12 protein-coding genes and 2 tRNA genes are annotated in these 19,267 nt (G+C 66.4%); 6 read left to right on the top strand and 8 right to left on the bottom strand.

Annotated features, from left to right (window positions below):
• The first annotated feature begins 2 nt into the window (after window positions 1-2).
• Window positions 3-1,733 carry a SulP family inorganic anion transporter gene (locus CFB45_RS08380; protein WP_089425242.1) on the top strand — a complete coding sequence of 577 codons (1,731 nt, stop codon included), beginning with the start codon at window positions 3-5 and terminating at the stop codon, window positions 1,731-1,733.
• 41 nt (window positions 1,734-1,774) lie between these two features.
• On the opposite strand, the gene CFB45_RS08385 is transcribed toward CFB45_RS08380, so the two are convergent.
• The 7 genes from CFB45_RS08385 to CFB45_RS08415 form a co-directional block, all read right to left on the bottom strand.
• The gene (locus CFB45_RS08385; protein WP_089425904.1) at window positions 1,775-2,710 is read right to left on the bottom strand and encodes a carbohydrate kinase family protein; all 936 of its coding nucleotides are present in this window, start codon (window positions 2,708-2,710) and stop codon (window positions 1,775-1,777) included.
• A gap of 130 nt (window positions 2,711-2,840) precedes the next feature.
• A complete protein-coding gene (locus tag CFB45_RS08390; RefSeq protein WP_089425243.1) occupies window positions 2,841-3,785 on the bottom strand; it encodes an ABC transporter substrate-binding protein in 945 nt (314 codons plus the stop codon).
• Window positions 3,786-3,867: 82 nt separating this feature from the next.
• Window positions 3,868-4,905 carry an ABC transporter permease subunit gene (locus CFB45_RS08395; protein ID WP_039358899.1) on the bottom strand — a complete coding sequence of 346 codons (1,038 nt, stop codon included), beginning with the start codon at window positions 4,903-4,905 and terminating at the stop codon, window positions 3,868-3,870.
• 42 nt (window positions 4,906-4,947) lie between these two features.
• Entirely contained in the window at window positions 4,948-6,501 is a 1,554-nt protein-coding gene (locus CFB45_RS08400; protein ID WP_089425244.1) for a sugar ABC transporter ATP-binding protein, read from the bottom strand.
• Window positions 6,488-7,735, bottom strand: a complete 1,248-nt coding sequence (locus tag CFB45_RS08405; RefSeq protein ID WP_089425905.1) for an ROK family protein — start codon at window positions 7,733-7,735, stop codon at window positions 6,488-6,490. The genes CFB45_RS08400 and CFB45_RS08405 overlap by 14 nt, the downstream gene beginning before the upstream one ends.
• Before the next feature lie 349 nt (window positions 7,736-8,084).
• Window positions 8,085-8,171, bottom strand: a tRNA-Leu gene (locus tag CFB45_RS08410).
• A gap of 232 nt (window positions 8,172-8,403) precedes the next feature.
• Window positions 8,404-8,490, bottom strand: a tRNA-Leu gene (locus CFB45_RS08415).
• Between the two features lie 680 nt (window positions 8,491-9,170).
• Between CFB45_RS08415 and CFB45_RS08420 the strand changes: the two genes are divergently transcribed.
• The gene (locus CFB45_RS08420; RefSeq protein ID WP_256978164.1) at window positions 9,171-11,468 is read left to right on the top strand and encodes a CHASE2 and HATPase_c domain-containing protein; all 2,298 of its coding nucleotides are present in this window, start codon (window positions 9,171-9,173) and stop codon (window positions 11,466-11,468) included.
• Between the two features lie 672 nt (window positions 11,469-12,140).
• Here the strand turns inward: CFB45_RS08420 and CFB45_RS08425 are convergent.
• Complete coding sequence (locus CFB45_RS08425; protein WP_089425246.1) at window positions 12,141-15,080, bottom strand: glycosyl hydrolase family 18 protein; 2,940 nt, start codon at window positions 15,078-15,080, stop codon at window positions 12,141-12,143.
• 308 nt (window positions 15,081-15,388) lie between these two features.
• On the opposite strand from CFB45_RS08425, the gene gbpA reads away from it, so the two are divergent.
• The 4 genes from gbpA to CFB45_RS08445 all read left to right on the top strand — a co-directional run bounded on the left by gbpA (window position 15,389) and on the right by CFB45_RS08445 (window position 19,239).
• The gene (gbpA, locus tag CFB45_RS08430; protein WP_089425247.1) at window positions 15,389-16,849 is read left to right on the top strand and encodes an N-acetylglucosamine-binding protein GbpA; all 1,461 of its coding nucleotides are present in this window, start codon (window positions 15,389-15,391) and stop codon (window positions 16,847-16,849) included.
• A gap of 272 nt (window positions 16,850-17,121) precedes the next feature.
• A complete protein-coding gene (gspG, locus tag CFB45_RS08435) occupies window positions 17,122-17,562 on the top strand; it encodes a type II secretion system major pseudopilin GspG (protein ID WP_089425248.1) in 441 nt (146 codons plus the stop codon).
• Window positions 17,537-18,058, top strand: coding sequence for a lytic transglycosylase domain-containing protein (locus CFB45_RS08440; RefSeq protein ID WP_089425906.1), 522 nt, complete (start codon window positions 17,537-17,539; stop codon window positions 18,056-18,058). Before gspG ends, CFB45_RS08440 begins: the two co-directional genes overlap by 26 nt.
• Window positions 18,055-19,239 carry a type II secretion system F family protein gene (locus tag CFB45_RS08445; RefSeq protein WP_089425907.1) on the top strand — a complete coding sequence of 395 codons (1,185 nt, stop codon included), beginning with the start codon at window positions 18,055-18,057 and terminating at the stop codon, window positions 19,237-19,239. The genes CFB45_RS08440 and CFB45_RS08445 overlap by 4 nt, the downstream gene beginning before the upstream one ends.
• Window positions 19,240-19,267: the final 28 nt, after the last annotated feature.

A 19,267-nucleotide genomic window follows, 5' to 3' on the forward strand; every position in this document is an offset into this window, starting at 1 on the left:
TCATGACGACCGCCCCGATCCGCCCCGATGCCGGCCCGCAGCATGCCGACCATTTCGCCGCGCTCGACACGGCTTCGCCGCCGCCCACGCGACGCATCGGCCTCGATGCGCTGGCCGGCCTGTCGATCGCAGGCCTGCTGATCCCCGAGGCGGTCGCGTACGCGGGGCTGGCGAACCTGCCGCCGCAGGCCGGTCTCATCGCGTTGCTGTCGGGGCTCGTCGTCTATGCGCTCACCGGCAGCAGCCGCTTCGCGATCGTGTCGTCGACGTCGTCGTCGGCCGCCGTGCTTGCGGCGACCGTGCTCGCGGAGTCGGGGATGGCGCTCGCCGCGCAGCTCGCGCTCGCGGCGGCGCTCGTCGCGATGACGGGCGTGCTGTTCATCCTGGCCGGTGCCGCGCGGCTCGGCGGCATGTCGGACTTCGTCGCACGGCCGGTGCTGCGCGGCTTCACGTTCGGCCTCGCACTGACGATCGTCATCAAGCAGTTGCCGAAGATCCTCGCGATTTCGGTGCAGCACAGCGATGCGCCGCATGTCGCGCTCGACCTGATCACCGGCGCGCCGCACGCGAATCTCGCGAGCGTCGTGCTCGGCGCCATTGCCCTGGCGTTGCTGTTCACGCTTGGGCGCAGCTCGCGCGTGCCCGCGACGCTCGTCGTGATCGTGCTGTCGATCGCGGCCGGCTACGCGATCGACTGGCAGCGATACGGGATCGCGATCGTCGGCCATATCGATTTCAAGCATATCGAGTTCGGCCTGCCGACCCTCGACCGCAACGCGTGGATGCAGACCGTCGAACTTGCGTTCGCGCTGATGCTGATCCTGTACGCGGAATCGTACGGGTCGATCCGCAACTTCGCGCTGAAGCATGGCGACAGCGTGTCGCCGAACCGCGACCTCGTCGCGCTCGGCTGCGCGAACCTCGTGTCGGGCCTGCTGCGCGGGATGCCGGTCGGCGCCGGCTATTCGGCGACCTCGGCGAACGAAGCGGCCGGCGCGCAGTCGCGCTTTGCCGGCCTGTGGGCGGCGGGCGTGGTCGCGCTGATCGTCTGGCTGCTGCTGCCGCAGCTCGCGCGCACGCCGGAGCCCGTGCTCGCGGCGATCGTGATCTTCGCGGTCAGCCACTCGCTGCATCCGTCGGTATTCCGGCCGTACTGGGCCTGGCATCGCGATCGCCTCGTCGTGATCGCCGCGCTGCTCGCGGTGCTCGTGCTCGGCGTGCTGCACGGGTTGCTCGCGGCCATCGGCGTGAGCCTGCTGCTGACGCTGCGCAAGCTGTCCGAGCCGAACGTCAGCGTGCTCGGCAGGCTGCGCGACAGTCACGATTTCGTCGACGTGGCGAGCCATGCCGACGCGAAGCCGGTGCCGGGTGTGCTGATCGTGCGGCCCGAGGCGCAACTGTTCTTCGCGAATGCGGACCGGATGCTGAACCGCGTGCGTGCGCTGATGAAGGCCGCGCCGGACGCGCATACCGTGATGCTGAGCCTCGAGGAAACGCCGGATGTCGACAGCACGACGATCGAATCGTTGCGCACGTTCGCGGCCGAATGCACGGCGCGCGGGTTGCGGCTCGCGATCGTGCGGCTCAAGGTGCACGCGCTGCATGCGTTGCGCCGCGCGGCCGACGATACGCTGCACGACGACGAAATGTCCGAACTGAGCGTCGACGAGAGCCTGCAACTGCTGCAGGCCCGGATGCCGCCGGACGGCAGCGACGGCACGACCGCCGCGTGACGGCGTGGCGCGGGGGCGCGGGGGCGCCGCGCCGGTGAGTGCTATGGCGAAACCGCGGCGTCGGCGGAGCGATCGATCATGTCGGTCACTTCGGCCGCCGTCGGCGCATAGGCGCCTGCATGCGCACAGGCGACGGCCGCGCAAGCGGCTGCGTAGCGCAGATGCTCGGCGGCGGATGCATCGGGACGCGCGAGCTGGCTCGCGAGCCAGCCGCCGATGCTGGCATCGCCGCAGCCGACGGTGTCGGCCACTTCGGTCGGGAACGCGGGCTGGAACAGCACGATGTCGCGATGCAGGAGCTGCATGCCGGATGCGCCGCGCGTGACGAGCATCGCGGCGTCCGGTGCCCACGCGCGCAATTGCGCGAGCGCGGCGGCTTCGTCGAGTTCGGGAAACAGCCCACGCAGATCCTCGTCGGATACCTTGATCCAGTCGGCGAGCCCGGCCAGCCGGCGCAGCGTGTCGCGATACGACGGCGCGGCCATCGGTGCACGGAAGTTCGGGTCGAACGAGATCCGCTTGCCGGCCGCGCGCGCCGCTTGCGCCACGTCGATCAGGCGCGACGCCAGCGGCTCGCGCACGACGCCGAGCGAGCCGACGTGCACGATCTCGGCCGCGTCGAGTGCGCCGGCGGGCAGGTTCGCCGGATCGAATGCGAGATCGGCGCTGTTCTCGCCGATGAAGAAGTAGTGGGGCGGCTGCTTCGATACGACCATCGCGAGCAGCGGCGCGCGATCGACCTGCCGGATGAAGCGCAGGTCGAGCCCCGCGTCGGCGCTCTTGCGCATCAGCTCGTCACCGAAGGTGTCGCGGCTGACCGTGCCGGCGAAGGCCGTCGGCACGCCGAGTCGCGCACCGACGCGCGCGACGTTCCAGCATGAGCCGCCGGCGACGCTATGCCAGTGCTGCGCGTCGTCGCGGATGAAATCGGTCAATGCTTCGCCGAATACGATCAGGCGAGGAAACGTCGTCGTCATGTCGAAACCTTGTGCCGCGCCGCTGTGCGCGGCGATGCAGCGATTGATCTGAAAAGGCGGGCAGTGCGGGCCGTCGCATGCAGTGACGCAGCCCGGCACTGCCCGGTAGCGCGGGCGGACGGGGGCGCGATCAGCGCGGGGTGCTCCAGCCCTTGTAGCTCTTCACGTTGTCGCGCGTGATGAGCGTCGGCTCGATCAGGATCATCGGGTTGGCCGGCTTCTGGCCGTTCATGATCCCGTAGCCGACGTTGACGGCCTGCTGCGCCATCGCCCAAGGGTCCTGGCTCGACGACGCCTGCACGAGCGTATTCGACTTGAGCGCGACCTCGATATCGGGCGCGCCGTCGACCGACGTGATCACGATGTTCGGGCGGTTCAGCTGCTTCGCGGCGAGATCGCTGCCGATCGCCTGCGGGTCGTTGATCGTGAACACCGCGTCGAGCTTCGGAAAGCGCGTCAGGTAGCCCTGCATCGCATTCATCCCGCCTTCACGCGAGCCCTTGCCGTCCTGGTCGCTCGACAGCACCTTGATGCCGGCGCTTTTCGCGAGCACGGTCTTGCAGCCGTTGACGCGATCGATCACGGCCGACACCTGCGGGCCGTTCTCGATGATCACGTTGCCCTTGCCGTTGAGTTTCTTCGCGATGTAGTCGCAGGCCAGCTCGCCGGCCTTCACGTTGTTGGTCTGCACGGTCGCGTTCGCGCCGGCTGCCGCGACGTCGACCGCGACGACGGTGATGCCGGCCGCCTGCGCCTTCTTCACCGCCGGCTCGATCGCCTTCGGATCGGTTGCGTTGAGCAGGATCATGTCGACGTGCGCGGAGATGAAGTTGTCGATCTGCGTGAACTGCTTGTTCAGGTCGTAGTCGGCCGATACGGCCGTGACCTTCGCATTCGGGTTGATCTGCCTGGCGCGCGCCTCGGCGCCCTTGACGATCGTGACGAAGTACGGGTTGCCGAGCGACCCGACCGTGACGCCGATCGATTTGAGCGGCTTGTCGGCCGCGTGCGCGGCGGAAGCGCCGAAGGCGAGCGCGCAGGCGACGGCGGTCAGGGCGGCTTTGTGCTTGAACATGTCGTGGTGTCTCCGTGAAGTGGCTTGGCGGGCGGGCGCAGGGATCGGCCTGCGCCGCCAGGTTGAATGGACGGGCAGGGGCTCAGGTACGCGCCGAATCGCGCTGGCGGTAGCGGTCGAGCGCGACGGCGCCGATGATCACGAGCCCCTTGATGATGTACTGCCAGATGTCGGACACGCCGAGCAGCACGAGCCCGTTGGTCAGCACCGCGATGATCAGCGCGCCGATCAGCGTGCCGACGATCGAGCCGACGCCGCCGACGAAGCTCGTGCCGCCGAGGATCACCGCGGCGATCGCGTCGAGTTCGTACGACTGGCCGAGCTGCAGGCCGTTGGCCGCATAGAGCCGTGCGGCCGACATCACCGCGCCGAGGCCGGCGAGCAGCCCCGACGCCGCGTACACGAACAGCTGGATCGCCCGCACGTTGATGCCCGACAGGCGCGCGGCTTCCGGATTGCCGCCGACCGAATAGATGCGCATCCCGAGCACCGTGCGGCGCAGGATGAACCACGAGATCGCGATCACCGCGCACGCGATCACGACGAGCCACGGTACGCCGAGGATCGTGCCGTTGCCGATGAACGCGAACGGCAACTGCGGATTGAACACGGTCGTGTCGTTGCCGATCAGGCGCGCGACGCCGCGCACGGCCGTCATCGCGCCGAGCGTGACGATGAACGGCGGCAGGCGCAGGAACGAGATCAGGCCGCCATTGATCGCGCCGAACACGAGGCCGACGAGGAGCGCGAACGGCACGCCGAGCCAGCCCCAGCCCGGGATGGTCGACGCGAGTAGCGCCGCGACGGCCGCGGCGGCGAGCACCGAGCCGACCGACAGGTCGATGCCGCCCGTCAGGATCACGAAGGTCATGCCGGCGGCCAGCACGATGTTGATCGACGCCTGCTGCGTGACGATCGACAGGTTCTGCAGCGTGAAGAAACCGTCGGTCAGGAAGCCGAAGCCGATGCACAGGACCAGCAGCACCGGCAGCATGCCGGCGGTGCGGATCAGCGACTGCATGCGGGCGCGTTGATCGGCGCCGCGCAACAGCGGCGTGCGGGTGGCCACCGGCTGGGCCGTCGCGGAAGCGAGGTTCCGCTGCTTGGTCGGGTTGATCATTTCGGTAACCTGGATGTAAGAAGGAAATGAAAAGGGCGAGGCTCAGTGCGCGTCGGCGAGTTCGGCCTGCGAGCCGGTGGCGAGCGCGATGATGGCTTCCTGCGTGATGGGCGTCTGCGTGTAGCCGCCGAGTTCGCCGGCGATCTCGCCTTCGCGCATCACGAGCACGCGGTCGGCGACACCGATGATCTCCGGCAGTTCGCTCGAGATCACGATCACGCCCACGCCGGCCCGGGCCAGTTCGTTGATGATCCGGTAGATCTCGGATTTCGCGCCGATGTCGACGCCGCGTGTCGGTTCGTCGAGGATCAGCACGCGCGGCTTCGTTTCGAGCAGGCGCGACAGCAACACTTTCTGCTGGTTGCCGCCCGACAGCGCGCCGACGTTGACGTTCGCGTTCGGCACGCGGATCGACAGCGACGCAATGGCGTCCCGCGCGCGTTCGGCGCCGCGCGCGAGATCGAGTGCACCGAGCCGCGCATCGCGGTTGCAGACCGAGATGTTGATGTTGTCGCGCACGCTCATGTCGAGGAACAGGCCCTGGCGCTTGCGGTCTTCGGTCAGGTAGACGAGGCCCGCATCGATCGCGTCGCGCGGCGAGTGCGCGCCGAACGTGCGTTCGCCCACCTTCACGTCGCCGCGCACGCGCGGTTCGGCGCCGAAGATCAGCCGCGCGAGTTCGGTGCGGCCTGCGCCGACCAGCCCCGCGATGCCGAGCACTTCGCCGGCGTGCAGGTCGAGACTGCAGCCGCGCACGCGTGCGCCGTCGGCGATGTCGCGGACCGACAGCAGCAGGTGGCCGGGGTCGTACGGCGCGTGTTCCTTCTTGTAGAAGCCGGAGATGTCGCGGCCGACCATCATCGCGACGAGGCGCTCGGCCGACAGCGATGCGCGCTCCAGCGTGCCGACGTACGCGCCGTCGCGCAACACCGACACGCGGTCGGACAGCTCGTAGATCTCCGCCATCCGGTGGCTGATGTAGATGATCGCGAGACCTTCCTCGCGCAACTGGCGGATCAGGCGGAACAGGTGCTCGGTTTCGCGCGACGACAGCGGCGTGGTCGGCTCGTCCATCACGAGGATGCGCGCCCGGGTGTGCACGGCGCGTGCGATCTCGACGAGTTGCTGCTCCGCGATCGACAGCGTGTCGACGAGCGTGTCGGGCCCGAACGATGCGCCCAGGCGCGCGAGCACGTCCTCGCAGCCGCGCGCCATCGCCGCGCGGTCGATCGTGCCCCAGCGCCGGTTGCCGCGCCGCAGTTCGCGGCCGATGTAGATGTTTTCCGCGACGCTCAGGTTCGGCGACAGGCACAGTTCCTGGTAGATCACCGCGACGCCTGCATCGCGCGCGGCAAGCGGGCCGTCGATGTCGATGCGGGCGCCGTCGATCAGGATCTCGCCGCCGGCGTCGGCGCGGTAGGCGCCCGACAGGATCTTCATCAGCGTCGATTTGCCCGCGCCGTTTTCGCCCATCAGCGAATGGATCTCGCCGGGATAGACGGTCAGGCTGACGTTGTCGAGCGCGCGCACGGCCGGGAACGTCTTGCTGATCCCGCGCATCTCGAGCAACGGGCGGGGCGACTCAGATCGCGACATGGTTGACCTCCTGCGAGTCGGTGCGGGCGCCCTTGAGGATGCCGGCCCGCGGGGAGAAGTTGAAGAACATCGGCAGCGTGGCCGCGCCGATCGCACCGGCGTCGGCGCCGAACGTGCCGCGTACGAGCACCGGCGTGCCGCGGGCTTCGGGCGCGGTGGCCACGAGCGCGGCGCGCAGGCGCGTCGTGACCGCGTCGAGCAGGCCCGCGTCGGTATCGGCGTCGAGCACGACCACCGGCGCGTCGACCACGCACAGCACCGCGCGCAATGCCGGCGCCAGCGCGTCGACGCAATCGTCGATCCATTCGTCGACGGCGGGCAGGCCGCGGGCGATGCACGCTTCGAGATCGGCCCGGTTGTCGACCGTTTCACCGTGATGGCGCAGATGGCGCACCAGCGCATGCAGCGATGCACGCGCGAGCAGGATGTCCCACGGGCCGCGTGGGGGCGGCGCGGAAGCCAGCCGGCTCGGCGGCACGGGAATCACGGCGATGTCGCCTGCATTGCCGGTCACGCCGCGCAGGCAGTCGCCGTCGATCGCGATGCCGCCGCCGATGGCCGGCCCGATGAACAGGTAGACGAAGTCGTCGCACTGCCGGCCGTATCCGTAGAACAGCTCGGCGATGGCGGCTGCGTTGCCGTCGTTTTCGCCGAACACCGGAAGCGACAACATGCGACCGAGGTCGGCCGCGAAATCGACGTCTTCCCACGCGCGGAACGTGTCCGGTGCGAGGCCGAGTTCGCGCATCCACGCGCCGAGGTTGTAGGGCTGGGCGACGCCGATACCGGTCAGGCGGGCGCGCTCGTGGTCGGGGAGCAGCGCCTGCATCGCGTCGATGTCGTGGCGGACGATCTCGAGCACATCGGCGGGCGGTGGCAGCAGCGTGTCGTGCGAGCGGCGGCCGAGCACGTCGCCGGCGAAGTTGACGAGCGCCGTTTCGATGCGCATGCGGTCGAGATGGACGCCGATGCCGAACGCGCCGCGCGGGTCGAGGCGGATCAGCGAGGCCGGCTGGCCGCGCTGGCCTTCGGTGCGGCCCGCGAATTCGATCAGCTTCGCATCGGCGAGCGACGCGATGATGCTGCCGACTGCCGTACCCGTCATGCTCGCGAGGCGGGCGAGGTCGGCCTTCGACGCGCTGCCTGCGCGGCGCAGCGTCTTCAGCAGCAGGCGCTCGTTGTAACGGCGCACGTTGGCCGAGTTGCTTCCCTGGCCGAAGTGCGGGCTTCTCATGGCGTCTCCTTCCATGGTGCGCCGTCTGGCAGCGCATTAAATAAATCACGTTGATTTATTTAACCGCGCGCACGTCGGCGTGTCAGCCTAGGGAAATCCCGGTTTCGGTGGAAGCGGGACGTTGGTGCGAGGTGTTTGGAATCGGGGATGGATCGCGGAGATCGAGAAAATCGGGCGCAGGTGCTTGAGGGGGAGTACGAGCGTGCGGCGCCGGGTTGTTGCCGGATTTGCCGCATGCCGGGGCGCGCAAACCAAAGCGATTGGTTTGCCCTCGGTGATGGGGGAGGTGTGTTTCCGGCGCCGGAAATGAAAAAAGGCCGGCTAGAAGCCGACCTTTTTATAAAACAGATGGTGCCCAGGAGAGGACTCGAACCTCCACGATGTTGCCACCGCTAGGACCTGAACCTAGTGCGTCTACCAATTCCGCCACCTGGGCACGTTTCGCTTGTTGCTGCATCGCGAAAGAACGCAATTATAGCGTGTCCGAAGAGGCTGTCAACACAATTTCAGGTCGCGAACGAAAATAATTGAGCACGCTGTTCGGTCGGGCGAAGGAGGGGCATGCGAGCCGCTTGCATGTGCGGCGACGCCATCTTGCGATTGACGCGAATTTTCGGCGCCGGAAATGAAAAAAGGCCGGCTAGAAGCCGACCTTTTTATAAAACAGATGGTGCCCAGGAGAGGACTCGAACCTCCACGATGTTGCCACCGCTAGGACCTGAACCTAGTGCGTCTACCAATTCCGCCACCTGGGCACGTTTCGCTTGTTGCTGCATCGCGAAAGAACGCAATTATAGCGTGTCCGAAGAGGCTGTCAACACAATTTCATCGAAAGCGATGAAAAGTGTTTACGTCGAACGGCCTGCCACACACTGGCCGGGGCTGGCCAGTCTCGCTGCGAAAATTCAGCCCGACGCCTGCTTCGTCTCGACGTGCGTCGGCAAACCATTCGGTCGGGAAAAACGTGTTGCGAAATTTCTCGCCGTTCATCAAAGTTTGGCAGGATCGCTTCACGGGTGAACAACCAGGGCAAACAACCGCATCGTCTGCACGAACTCAACTGGGATCGAGGATCCCGAACGGGTCGCACCGGCACGGTATCGACGCGTCCTGACGACCGTCTGAATGGCAAAAATTAGGACGAGTCCGAAACGAAATAGAAACCATATGGGACGAGGTCTAATTGGACCCGGTGCCTAATAAAAATCGAGATGGTTCCGGCAACATGGCGACATTGGAACCCGCGGCAGCATGCCGTGCGGTTGCCTGTTGAGGGACCCGGGGCCGCCTGAGCGCTAGTCGCGTGGCGGGATCGCGAGCGCGACGAAAAATGTGGCCGTGGCCGCAACCATGCAGGAAGTGCGCGACTGCAACGAACTCGGGCGAATAAAACAATAACGTGGACCAAACCATGCCTGACTGGCTCAATCGAGTCTTGAAAATTGCAACATCCGTTCGACCTGCCGTATGGCCGCTCACGGCCGGCGCGGTGTTGCTGGCGGTGCTCAGCTGCACGCCGACCGCCGAGGCGTTGCTGTCGCCGCTCGACCGTTTGTACTGGAACCTGGTGGTGACCGGCGTCGATCACGGGGATCGTGACGAGGTCGTCGTCATCTCGATCGACAAGAAGACCATTGCCGAACTCGGCAGCGGCGAAAGCTATGCGCGGACGTCCCATGCGCAGGTGCTCGATCGGCTGGGTGCCGCCGCGAGTGTCGTGCTCGACATGACGATGTTCAGCGCGGCGTCCGGCGATCGGCCGCTGGCGGGCGCGATCGCGCGGCAAGGGCACGTCGTGCTGCCTGCCCACGTATCGCAGGAGGCCACGCGTGCCGACACCGTGCTGTTGCCCGAGGCGCGCTTGCGTGCCGCGGCCGCGGCCATCGGCCAGCGCAGCGTGGTGCTGGGCAGCGACCATCTGGTGCAGGGCATCGTGCCTTATATTCACGCGGACAACGCGGAGGCGGAACTGCCGCACGTGGCGCTGGAGGCGATTCGCGTGGCGGGCGCGTCGCTGCCGGCCGGCGACGTGCGTCACCAGGTGCAGGACCACGTGTCGAATCTGGGGCATGTCGAGACCGGTTCGCTCGCGCTGTTCCTGCCTGCGCGCTTCGACCTCGATCGCTATTCATACGTCGACGTGCTGAAAGGGCGCATTCCCGAGTCGGCGTGGCGCGGTCGCATCGTCTTCATCGGCGACGCGATGTCGGACCTTTCCGGGGTGTACGACCTGTCGACGTCGGAAGGGGGGCGGCTGCGGCGCGTCGAGGTCGATGCACTGGTGACGCAGGCGCTGCTCGATGGCCGCATTCTGCGGCGCGAGCCGGCGGCGATCCAGGTTGGCGTCAGCGTCGCGGTCGCGACGGGGATGCTGCTGATCTGCATGCTGGTGCCGGGCTGGCGCATGTACGCATTCGCGATCGCGTGGATGGCCACGTTCGTCTCCGTCTCGCTGGTGCTGCTGGTGCATTGGTCGTACTGGATGCCGCTCGGGCCGAAGTTTGCCGTGTGCGCGCTGATTTTCGCGTTCTGCGGCTGGCGGCGTGCCGGCAGCCTGCGGACGTTCATGCTGAAGGAATATGGGCTGCTGCACCGGCTGGCCGGCAAGCATGCGTTCGCCGGCTTGCCGCACGCGGCGGGCGCCGATACCGAGCTGCCGAGCGCGGACGAAGTCGAGATCGCGATGCAGCAGATTCGCGCCTGGCAGACGGCCTATGTCGACATGATCGAGACGTTGCCGTATCCGATCTTCGTCGAACAGCACGGCCGGCTGCTGCTGTGCAATGCGGGCGGCCGCGCGATGCTGGAGACGTTCGACACCGAGGGTGACCGCGACGCGGCCGTCCGGCACGTGCTGTCGATCGCGCACGACGAAGTGCGGATCGCGAAGGCGAGCGGCAAGATTCACTCGGCGGAGCTGACGCTGAACGGGCGCACGCAGATGATGATGGTGACGCCGTTCGGCGACGGCGAGCAGCATCGTTCCACGGCGAGCATGATCTGCTTCGTCGATATCCACAACATCAAGGCCGCGGTCGAAAGCGACCGGCTGACGCTGCGACACATGGCGCACGACCTGCGCAATCCGCTGTCGACCGTGCTGTCGCTGCTCGAGGAGCGCAACCGCGCCGACGGCGCGACCGACGAGGATTTCCTGACGGACCTGCACAAGCTGGTGGACTACAGCCTGCGCGTCGCACAGGATTTCACGCAGCTGTCGCGCGCCGAGCATCTCGACACCCGCGCCTACGTGGCCGTGTCCGCCAACGATCTGGCGACGGAAGCGGTCGATCATCTGTGGCACAGCGCGAATGCGAAGCGAATCCGCGTCGAAGGTCCGCATTACGAGGGCGACGACGTGTTCGTGTCCGGCAATCGCGACATGCTGCTGCGTGCGCTGACCAATCTGCTCGACAACGCGATCAAGTACTCGGACGAGGAGACGGTGGTCGACGTGTGGATCGCTGCCGACGATCGGCAGGTGACGATGACGGTGCAGGATCAGGGGATCGGCATCCCCGCCGGCGCGCTGCCGCGCCTGTTCGAGCCGTTCTTTCAGGTCGACGGCTCGCACCGCGACGCCAGCCGCGGCGTTGGGCTCGGCTTGCCGTTCGTGAAGGCCGTGGTCGTGCGTCATGGCGGCTCGATCGACGTGACGTCGACGCCGGGGCAGGGCAGCCGCTTCATCGTGCGCTTGCCGAGAACCGCTGCGGAAGCGCTCGAAGACGCGTGAGCCGTGCCGGGCCGCAACGGTAGTGCGGCCGCCAGCTTCGTCGAGGTCGGGTAGAGATTGAACCGGATGGATGGAAAGCCGGGCCCTGTATCGCACAGGGCCCGGCTTTTTTTCGTTCGGGCCTGGCGCGTGTCGCGACACGGCGGATGACGAGACGGGCGCGCCTGTCGGCGCTTCGGACTGCGTCACGATCGCGCCGTCCCGAGCGGTGCCGACCTGACGAGACTTGCGGATGGAGGCTCGTCGCCGTGAACCGCGGGATAGCGGCCGGTGCGGCGATGGCCTGCCACGTCGGCACGAGAGACGAAGGCGCGGGGGCCGCGTGTCGTCTTCCGACGCGGACCTGCCGTCAAGCCGGACTTCGATCCCGCAGGCGCGGCGCGACCTCGGACGCGAAGCAGCGGAAAGGTCGAGGACGCCATCGACATGACGCGATGACATCGGGGCGACGTCGATCCTGGCGGTGGCGTTTGCGATCCGCGCATTCCTTGCGCATCGGCCGCACCTTCACAACCGTCCGCAGCGTTGCGGATGCCCATCCGCCAACCGAAACCCAAACGAAAACGCCCTCGCGCGAGGCGAGGGCGATATCGGCATCAGCCGTTGTGCGTCGGAAGACGCGGGTTCGGATTGACCGGGGCGCCGCGCTGGCGCCGCCGGCCGGACCGGGCATTACTCCTTGTGTTCATCCCACGCCTGGTCCCACGCGGTGCCCTTGCCCGGCTCGTACGCCCAGGCTGCCATCGAGCACCAGTTGGTGTACGGGAACGGCTTGCAACGGAACAGCTTGCCGTTATTGGAAACGATGTCGCCCGCGTTGTACTTCGTGCCTTCCTTGTACTGCGGGTGGTTGCCACCGCTGCCGCCACCTTCGCCGCCGCCGTTGCCACCGTTACCACCGTTACCACCGCCGCTTTCGCCACCACCGCCTTCGCCGCCGTTACCGCCGCCGCTGCCGCCGTCGTTGCCGTAGAGCGTCCACGCGTCGTTCCACGCGAAGCCCTTGCCCGGCTCATACGCCGTCGGCGCGCCCGAGCACCAGCCGCTGTTCGGGAACGGCTTGCACTGGTAAAGCTTGCCGAGGTTCGACACGATGTCGCCGGCGTTGTACTGCGTACCGGCCTTGTACGCCGGGTGCTTGCCGCCTTCGCCGCCACCGTTGCCACCGTTGCCGCCGCCTTCGCCGCCGTTACCGCCGCCCGCATCCTTGGCCTTCACGAGGACGGTGTGCTTCGCGGTGCTCGACAGCTTGCCGTCGCTGACCGTGACCGAGAACGTGAAAGACTGGTCCTTCGCGAGCGTGGGCGCATTGAAGTTCAGCTTCGCGCCGGCCGGCGTCGCCTGGATGCCGGTCGGGACGTTCCACTTGAAGCTCAGCTTGTCGCCGTCCGGGTCGGTCGATTTCTCGGCCGACAGCACGACAGCCTGGCCGGCCTGAGCCGTCGCCGGGCCGCCGAGTTGCGCGACCGGCGGGCGGTTTTCCGCCGGCGGCGGTTCCACTGCCGTGTCGGCCTTGGCGGTCACGACGACTTGCGCGCTGTCCTTCAGGCCGGCCGGATCGGTGACCGTCACGCGGAACGTGTACTTCGTGTCCTGCTTGACCGACGGAATGTCGACGCTTGCCTTCGCGCTCGTCGCGTTGGCGAGCTGCAGCGGCGTGCCGGCGACCTGTTCCCACTGGTAGGTCAGCTTGTCGCCGTCCGGATCGCGCGACTTCGACGCGTCGAGCGTCGCCGTCGCCGGCCCGGTGATCGTCATGTCGGCACCGGCGTTCGCGACCGGCGGATGGTTTTCCGCGCCACCGCCGCCTTCGTTGCCGTGGCCGAGACCCTTGTGCATCGCATTCAGGATGTCGCCGTTGTCCGCGTCGATTTCCCACGAGAACAGGCCACCCAACTGGTGCGCACGCACGTAGTCGCCCTTCGCGAGGATGGAGCGCTCGTCGTCGAAGGTGAGGAGTTCGCCGGTGCTCTTGTTGAACACGTACGGTGCTTCGGCCGTCTGGTCGTAGTGATACTCGTAGCCGTTGATGCCGGCGTTGTTCGGCCCGATCATCTCCGCCTTGAGCTTCTTGTAGTCGAGGATGCCCGGTTCCCACTGACCCTTGTGCGCACCTGTCGCCGTGCCGGTGAACGGATTGCCGTCGGCATAGCCGTGCACGCCGGTCCAGCCGCGGGCATAGGCCGCCGCGCCGACCACGAGCTTCTTCGGATCGACGCCCTGCGCGAGCAGCGCCTTGATCGAATTGTGCGTCGTGTATGCCGTGTCCGGCTTCCAGCCCGGTGCGTACAGCGCGGTCTGGTGGCCGAGATCCTTCAGACTGAACGCACCGTAGAAGTCGTACGTCATGTCGAAGATGTAGTCCATGTACTTCGTGGCTTCCTTGTAGTTCACCACGTCGATCTTGTCCTTGCCCGCGCCGATCGCCGACGTCAGTTCGTACGTCTTGCCGGTTTCCTGCGACAGCTTGTCGAGCATCTGCCGCAGTTCCTTCATCAGCGTCACGTACAGCGGGCCGTCCTTCACCGGATCGCCGAGCGACGGGTTCACGCCCTTGCCGCCGGGGAATTCCCAGTCGATGTCGACGCCGTCGAAGAACTTCCACGTGCGCAGCAGCTGCTCGGTCGAGTCGACGAACACCTTGCGCTTCGCCGGGTCATGCAACTTGAAGAACGGATCGGACAGCGTCCAGCCGCCGATCGACGGCAGGATCTTCATGTTCGGGTTGCGTTTCTTCGCGGCCATCATCTGGCCGAGCACGCCCTTGAGCTTCGAGTTCGCGGTCTGGCCCGGCAATGCCTTGGCCATTTCACCGTAGGTGTCGTGGATCGCGACGCTGAAGTCGGGCAGGCCCTTGCAGCTCTGCTGAAGCGTGTTGAACGAGCCCGGCAGGTCCTTCGCGAGCGAGGCGTTGACGTCCGCACCGCCGCAGATCGGGATGAAGCCGTACAGCATGTGCGTGAGGTTCTCGACCGGCACGTTGTCGACGTTGAACTTGCGGTCGTAGATCGACCAGGTCGCGAAGTACGTGCCGACTACCGAGCCGGACGTGTTCGCGTACGGCTTGTGGTTCTTGCTCGCGTTGTTCGGCAGATCGTCGGCGAGCTCGGGAATCGTGTCGAACACGACCACGTCGAGCGGTGCGCTGTCGGTCACCGCGCCGTTCGCGTCGATCACGCGCACCTGCATCTTCTTCACGCCGGGCGTCTTCACGTTCGCGACCACCTGGCCGCTCTGCGTGCCGCCGGGCGTCATCTTCACCTCGGACGCGGGGTCGACGACGCCGTCGACCAGCGCGACCGCCTTCACCGCGGTGCCGTTACTCCAGATGTCGAACGGCAGCGGTACGTCGACCTTCTTGTTCAGCTTGACGATGTCCTTGTACGGCGCGACGCCTGCCTTCTGCATGTCGATTTCGACGAAGCCGTGCGGCTGCGAGGTGATTTCGTACTGTTTGAGGCTGGGTTTGCCGGGTGCGGCGAATGCGGCGTTGGCAAAGCTGAGTGCGCTGGCCGCGGCGAGTGCCGCATAGGCGATGTGCGTGCGGCGCAGCGAGCGGCGTCGAACCACGAGATCAAGAGTCGGTTTCTTCGAATTCAATTTGATAGCCATCCATCCTGGTGTTGAAAAAAGTGTCGCGAATGCCAGCGCATTTTTCTTCGTGGATGGCGGGGCGGCAACGAATCTCAATGCAATCTAAACGCGGGCCGGTCAACGCGGGACATGCCTATGTCAGGACTGCGGATGACCCGGCAGGGAATCGTTTAGAGATCGTTGAGGAAGATTCTCGATTGAAAGACGCTTGCCGATACTTCACTCAGCGTTTCGTCAGCAGAACATGCGTCACGCCATTCCGGACGTTCGAACGCGATCCGTCGAACGAAGCCAACCCTGACCAACTTTCAACCAAACGAAATCAGATGAGAACCCGAACTGCGAAAAAGACCCTCTTTACCCTGTCGCCGCTCGTTGCCTGCGCGTCGATGTTCTTCGCCCAGGCCGCATTCGCGCATGGCTACCTGTCCGAGCCGCCGTCGCGCGGCCTGCTGTGCAGCGCGAAGTCGGGGAAGATCGAAAACTTCAACTGCGGCTCGGTCACCTATGAACCGCAAAGCGTCGAAGGCAAGCAAGGCTTCCCGGCAGCCGGCGCGCCGGATGGCGAGATCGCGAGCGGCGGCGTGACGCAGTTCAGCGAACTCAACGAGCAGTCGGTCGATCGCTGGAAGCAGACCAGCATCAAGCCGGGCCCGCAGAAGTTCAAGTGGACGTTCACCGCGGCGCACGTGACGAAGGAATTCAAGTACTACCTGACGAAGCAGGGCTGGAATCCGAACGCGAAGCTCACGCGCGACCAGTTCGACCTGAACCCGTTCTGCACGGTCGACGGCGGGATGAAGAAAGCCGACGAGATCGGCCCGCACAACTGTACGATTCCGGCGGACAAGAAGGGCCATCACGTGATGCTGACGACGTGGCACGTCGGCGATACGGCCGGCATGTTCTACAACGTTGCCGACCTGAACATCACCGACGACGGCGGCGCGACCGATCCGGGCAAGCCCTCGTGGTCGAACGTCGGCAGCATCGCGCCGATCATGGACCTGAAGGCCGGCGACAAGGTCACGAACCGCGTGTTCAAGTCGAGCGGCGAAGTGCCGTCGATGAAGACCACGGTGACGATCGGCTCCGCGCAGCAGGGCGAGCGCAACATGTGGCCGATGCTGCTCGCGAAGGAGATCAACCGCGTGCAGTCGGCGAACCTGATGGCCGGCGTCGAGCGCGAGGGCCGCATCGAGCCGTCGCTCGGCAAGAACGACGTGTTCTCGAAGAAGGGCAGCGGCATCGTGCGCACCGAGACGACGATCGATCACCAGCCGGAAGGTGGGATCGACGAAGGCTTCAGCATCTCGAACAACGGCGAGTTCAAGATCCAGAACGGCAAGGCGACCGCGAAGTTCTTCCTGAAGTTCAATCACACGAAGGACACCAACGTCACCGTGAAGGTCTACGACGCGTCGAACTCGCTGGTCGGCTCGAAGTCGTCGACGATGCGCATGCAGGGCGACGTGAGCGTCGACATCGCGAACGCGAAGGCCGGTCAGCACACGGCCGTGGCGACGTCGCAGATCGAAGGCGGCACGCTGAAGCAGGAAACCACCACGTTCAAGCTGACCGGCGATGCGGGCGGCGGTGAAGGCGCGCAATGCCAGGCCGAATGGAAGCAGGGCTCGGCTTACACGGGCGGCGCGAAGGTGCAGCACAGCGGCCGCACGTACGAGGCGCGCTGGTGGACGCAGAACGAGGTTCCGGGCAGCCCGGCCTCGACGGGTGCGGACCACACCGGCAAGGTGTGGAAGGACCTGGGCGCCTGCGCCAAGTAACGACCTGAAAGGGCGTTGAGACGAGCCGCACGCAGCAATGCGTGCGGCTTTTCTTTTGGTGTCGGCGCGTACCGCCCCGCACCTTGAAAACCTTATTGATATTTCGTTGAGGAAGGTGGTGGCGCAGGGCGCCCCCCGGGAAAATGACGTCATCGATCGGCGCTTTCCTTCAATCGAATACGCATCAGCGAAAGCGCGATTCACCTGCCGTCTGCGATACGACGGCCTCCGGCCGCGATGCCGCGCCGGGATCTCTACCGAGGGCATACGACGTGAAACCGAACTATCTGAAATGGACAAAACGACGGGGCCAGAAGGGCTTCACCCTGCTGGAGCTGCTGGTCGTGCTGCTGATCATTGCGCTGCTGGCCGGCTATGTCGGACCGAAGCTCTTCTCGCAGGTCGACAAGGCGAAGGTCAAGTCGACGGAAGCGCAGATGAAGACGCTGGGCGACGCGGTCTCGCAATTCCGGCTCGACATGGGCCGCTATCCGACGGCTGACGAAGGGCTCGACGCACTGGTCGCGGCGCCGCAGGGCACCGACGGCTGGAACGGCCCGTATCTCGCGAAGGCCGTGCCGAAGGACGGCTGGGGCCGCGTGTACCAGTGGAACGTGCCGGGCCGCGACGGCGAAGCGGAGATCGTATCGCTCGGGCGCGACGGTCGGGTTGGCGGGAGTGGTCTCGATGCAGACCTCGTCTACGGCATGTAAGGGCCTGCGTCGCTGGGTGGCCGCGGTGGCGCTGTTCGCCGCCGGCACCTCCAGCGTCGCTGCCAGGGATTGCTGGACCTGGGCAGGCGAGCAGCATGGCATCGATCCGCTGCTGCTCGTCGCGATCGCGAAAGTGGAATCGTCGATGAATCCGCGCGCGATGAACTGGAACCGGAACGGCACCTACGACATCGGGCTCATGCAGATCAACAGCACGCATCTGCCGCGTCTGGTCAAGGTCGGCGTGACGCACAAGCGGCTGATCGACGAGCCGTGCACGTCGATTGCCACCGGCGCATCGATTCTCGCCGATTTCATCGATCGGCACGGCTATACCTGGAACGCGGTCGGTGCGTACAACGCCGGGTCTTCGCCGAAACGCGAGCCGGCCCGCAAGGCCTACGCGACCAAGGTCTGGAAGGAATACCGGGTGCTGACGAGCGATCGTGAAGCGAGCCTCGCGAAACTCGACGAATGGCGGAGGACGTCGCGATGAACACGTTTCGGGTACGGGTGCTTGCCGACGGCAAGGTCTCGCAGCAGACGGCCGAAGGGGCGAGCGAGACGGAGGTGCGCGCGCGGCTCTCGGCACAGGGCTGGGTCGTGGTCGAGATCCGGCGCGAGGCGGGCTTCGGGCGCCGCCGCGCGGCGCCGAAGTTTGCGCTGACGCTGTTCCTGCAGGAGTTGTCGACGCTGCTCGATGCGGGCCTCGTGCTGATCGAGGCGCTCGAAGCGCTGCGCGACAAGGCGGATTCGGGCAAGGACGCGAAACACGTGATCGACCGGATTCTCGCGGTGATGGTCGAAGGGCAGCCGTTGTCGAAGGCGCTGGCGCAGCAACCGGCGATCTTTCCGCCGCTGCTCGTCGCGACGATCGAATCGTCGGAGGGCAGCGGCCAGTTGCCGGTCGTGCTGAAGCGCTACCAACAGTACGAAGTGCGAATCGAACAGGTTCGCAAGCGCGTCACCGGCGCGCTGATCTATCCGGTCGTCGTGATCGGCGTGGGTATCGCGATCCTGCTGTTCATGGCGTTCTTCGTGATTCCGCGCTTCGCGGTGGTGTTCGAGTCGCTGGCCACGCTGCCGGCGACCGCGCAGGCGATGCTCTGGTGGGCAACCCTGCTGCGCGAGAACGGCATGGCGGTCGGGCTGGCGGTCGTGGCGTCGTTCGTGGGCATGGGGCTGGCGGTGCGCTCGGCGGCCGTCAAGCGCGCCGCGCAGCGGCTGATGTGGCGCGCGCCGAAAGTGCGCGACATCTGCGCGCTGTTCGCGCTCACGCGGTTCTACCGGACCGTCGGCCTGCTGATCGCGGGCGGCACGCCGGTGATCGTCGCGCTGGAGCTGTCCGGCAAGGTGTTGCCCGAGCATTTCCGCGGGCGGCTGGCGGCGGCCCTCACCGAAATGCGCGCAGGGCGTCCGGTCGCCGCCGTGCTCGCCGCGCATGCGCTGACGACGTCGGTTGCCGAACGGCTGTTGCGCGTCGGCGAACAGAGCGGCGACCTGGGCGGGATGTGCGAACACATCGCGCAGTTTCATGACGGCGCGCTCGACCGCGCGATCGAGATGCTCAGCAAGGTCTTCGAACCGGTGCTGATGCTGGCGGTGGGCGCGACGGTGGGCGCGGTGGTCCTGCTGCTCTACATGCCGATCTTCGAATTGGCCGGCAGCGTCGGATAGCGATCCGGGCCGACCCGGCTCTCGCGAA

Source organism: Burkholderia sp. HI2500 (genome assembly GCF_002223055.1).
Classification (GTDB): Bacteria; Pseudomonadota; Gammaproteobacteria; order Burkholderiales; family Burkholderiaceae; genus Burkholderia.

Excerpts from the sequence above, each read along its gene's own strand:
- CFB45_RS08380 (WP_089425242.1), top strand. The coding sequence starts at position 3 with ATGACGACCGCCCCGATCCGCCCCGATGCCGGCCCGCAGCATGCCGAC.
- CFB45_RS08440 (WP_089425906.1), top strand. The coding sequence starts at position 17,537 with ATGCAGACCTCGTCTACGGCATGTAAGGGCCTGCGTCGCTGGGTGGCC.
- CFB45_RS08400 (WP_089425244.1), bottom strand. The coding sequence starts at position 6,501 with ATGTCGCGATCTGAGTCGCCCCGCCCGTTGCTCGAGATGCGCGGGATC.
- CFB45_RS08385 (WP_089425904.1), bottom strand. The coding sequence starts at position 2,710 with ATGACGACGACGTTTCCTCGCCTGATCGTATTCGGCGAAGCATTGACC.
- CFB45_RS08405 (WP_089425905.1), bottom strand. The coding sequence starts at position 7,735 with ATGAGAAGCCCGCACTTCGGCCAGGGAAGCAACTCGGCCAACGTGCGC.
- gbpA (WP_089425247.1), top strand. The coding sequence starts at position 15,389 with ATGAGAACCCGAACTGCGAAAAAGACCCTCTTTACCCTGTCGCCGCTC.
- CFB45_RS08395 (WP_039358899.1), bottom strand. The coding sequence starts at position 4,905 with ATGATCAACCCGACCAAGCAGCGGAACCTCGCTTCCGCGACGGCCCAG.
- CFB45_RS08425 (WP_089425246.1), bottom strand. The coding sequence starts at position 15,080 with ATGGCTATCAAATTGAATTCGAAGAAACCGACTCTTGATCTCGTGGTT.
- CFB45_RS08445 (WP_089425907.1), top strand. The coding sequence starts at position 18,055 with ATGAACACGTTTCGGGTACGGGTGCTTGCCGACGGCAAGGTCTCGCAG.
- CFB45_RS08390 (WP_089425243.1), bottom strand. The coding sequence starts at position 3,785 with ATGTTCAAGCACAAAGCCGCCCTGACCGCCGTCGCCTGCGCGCTCGCC.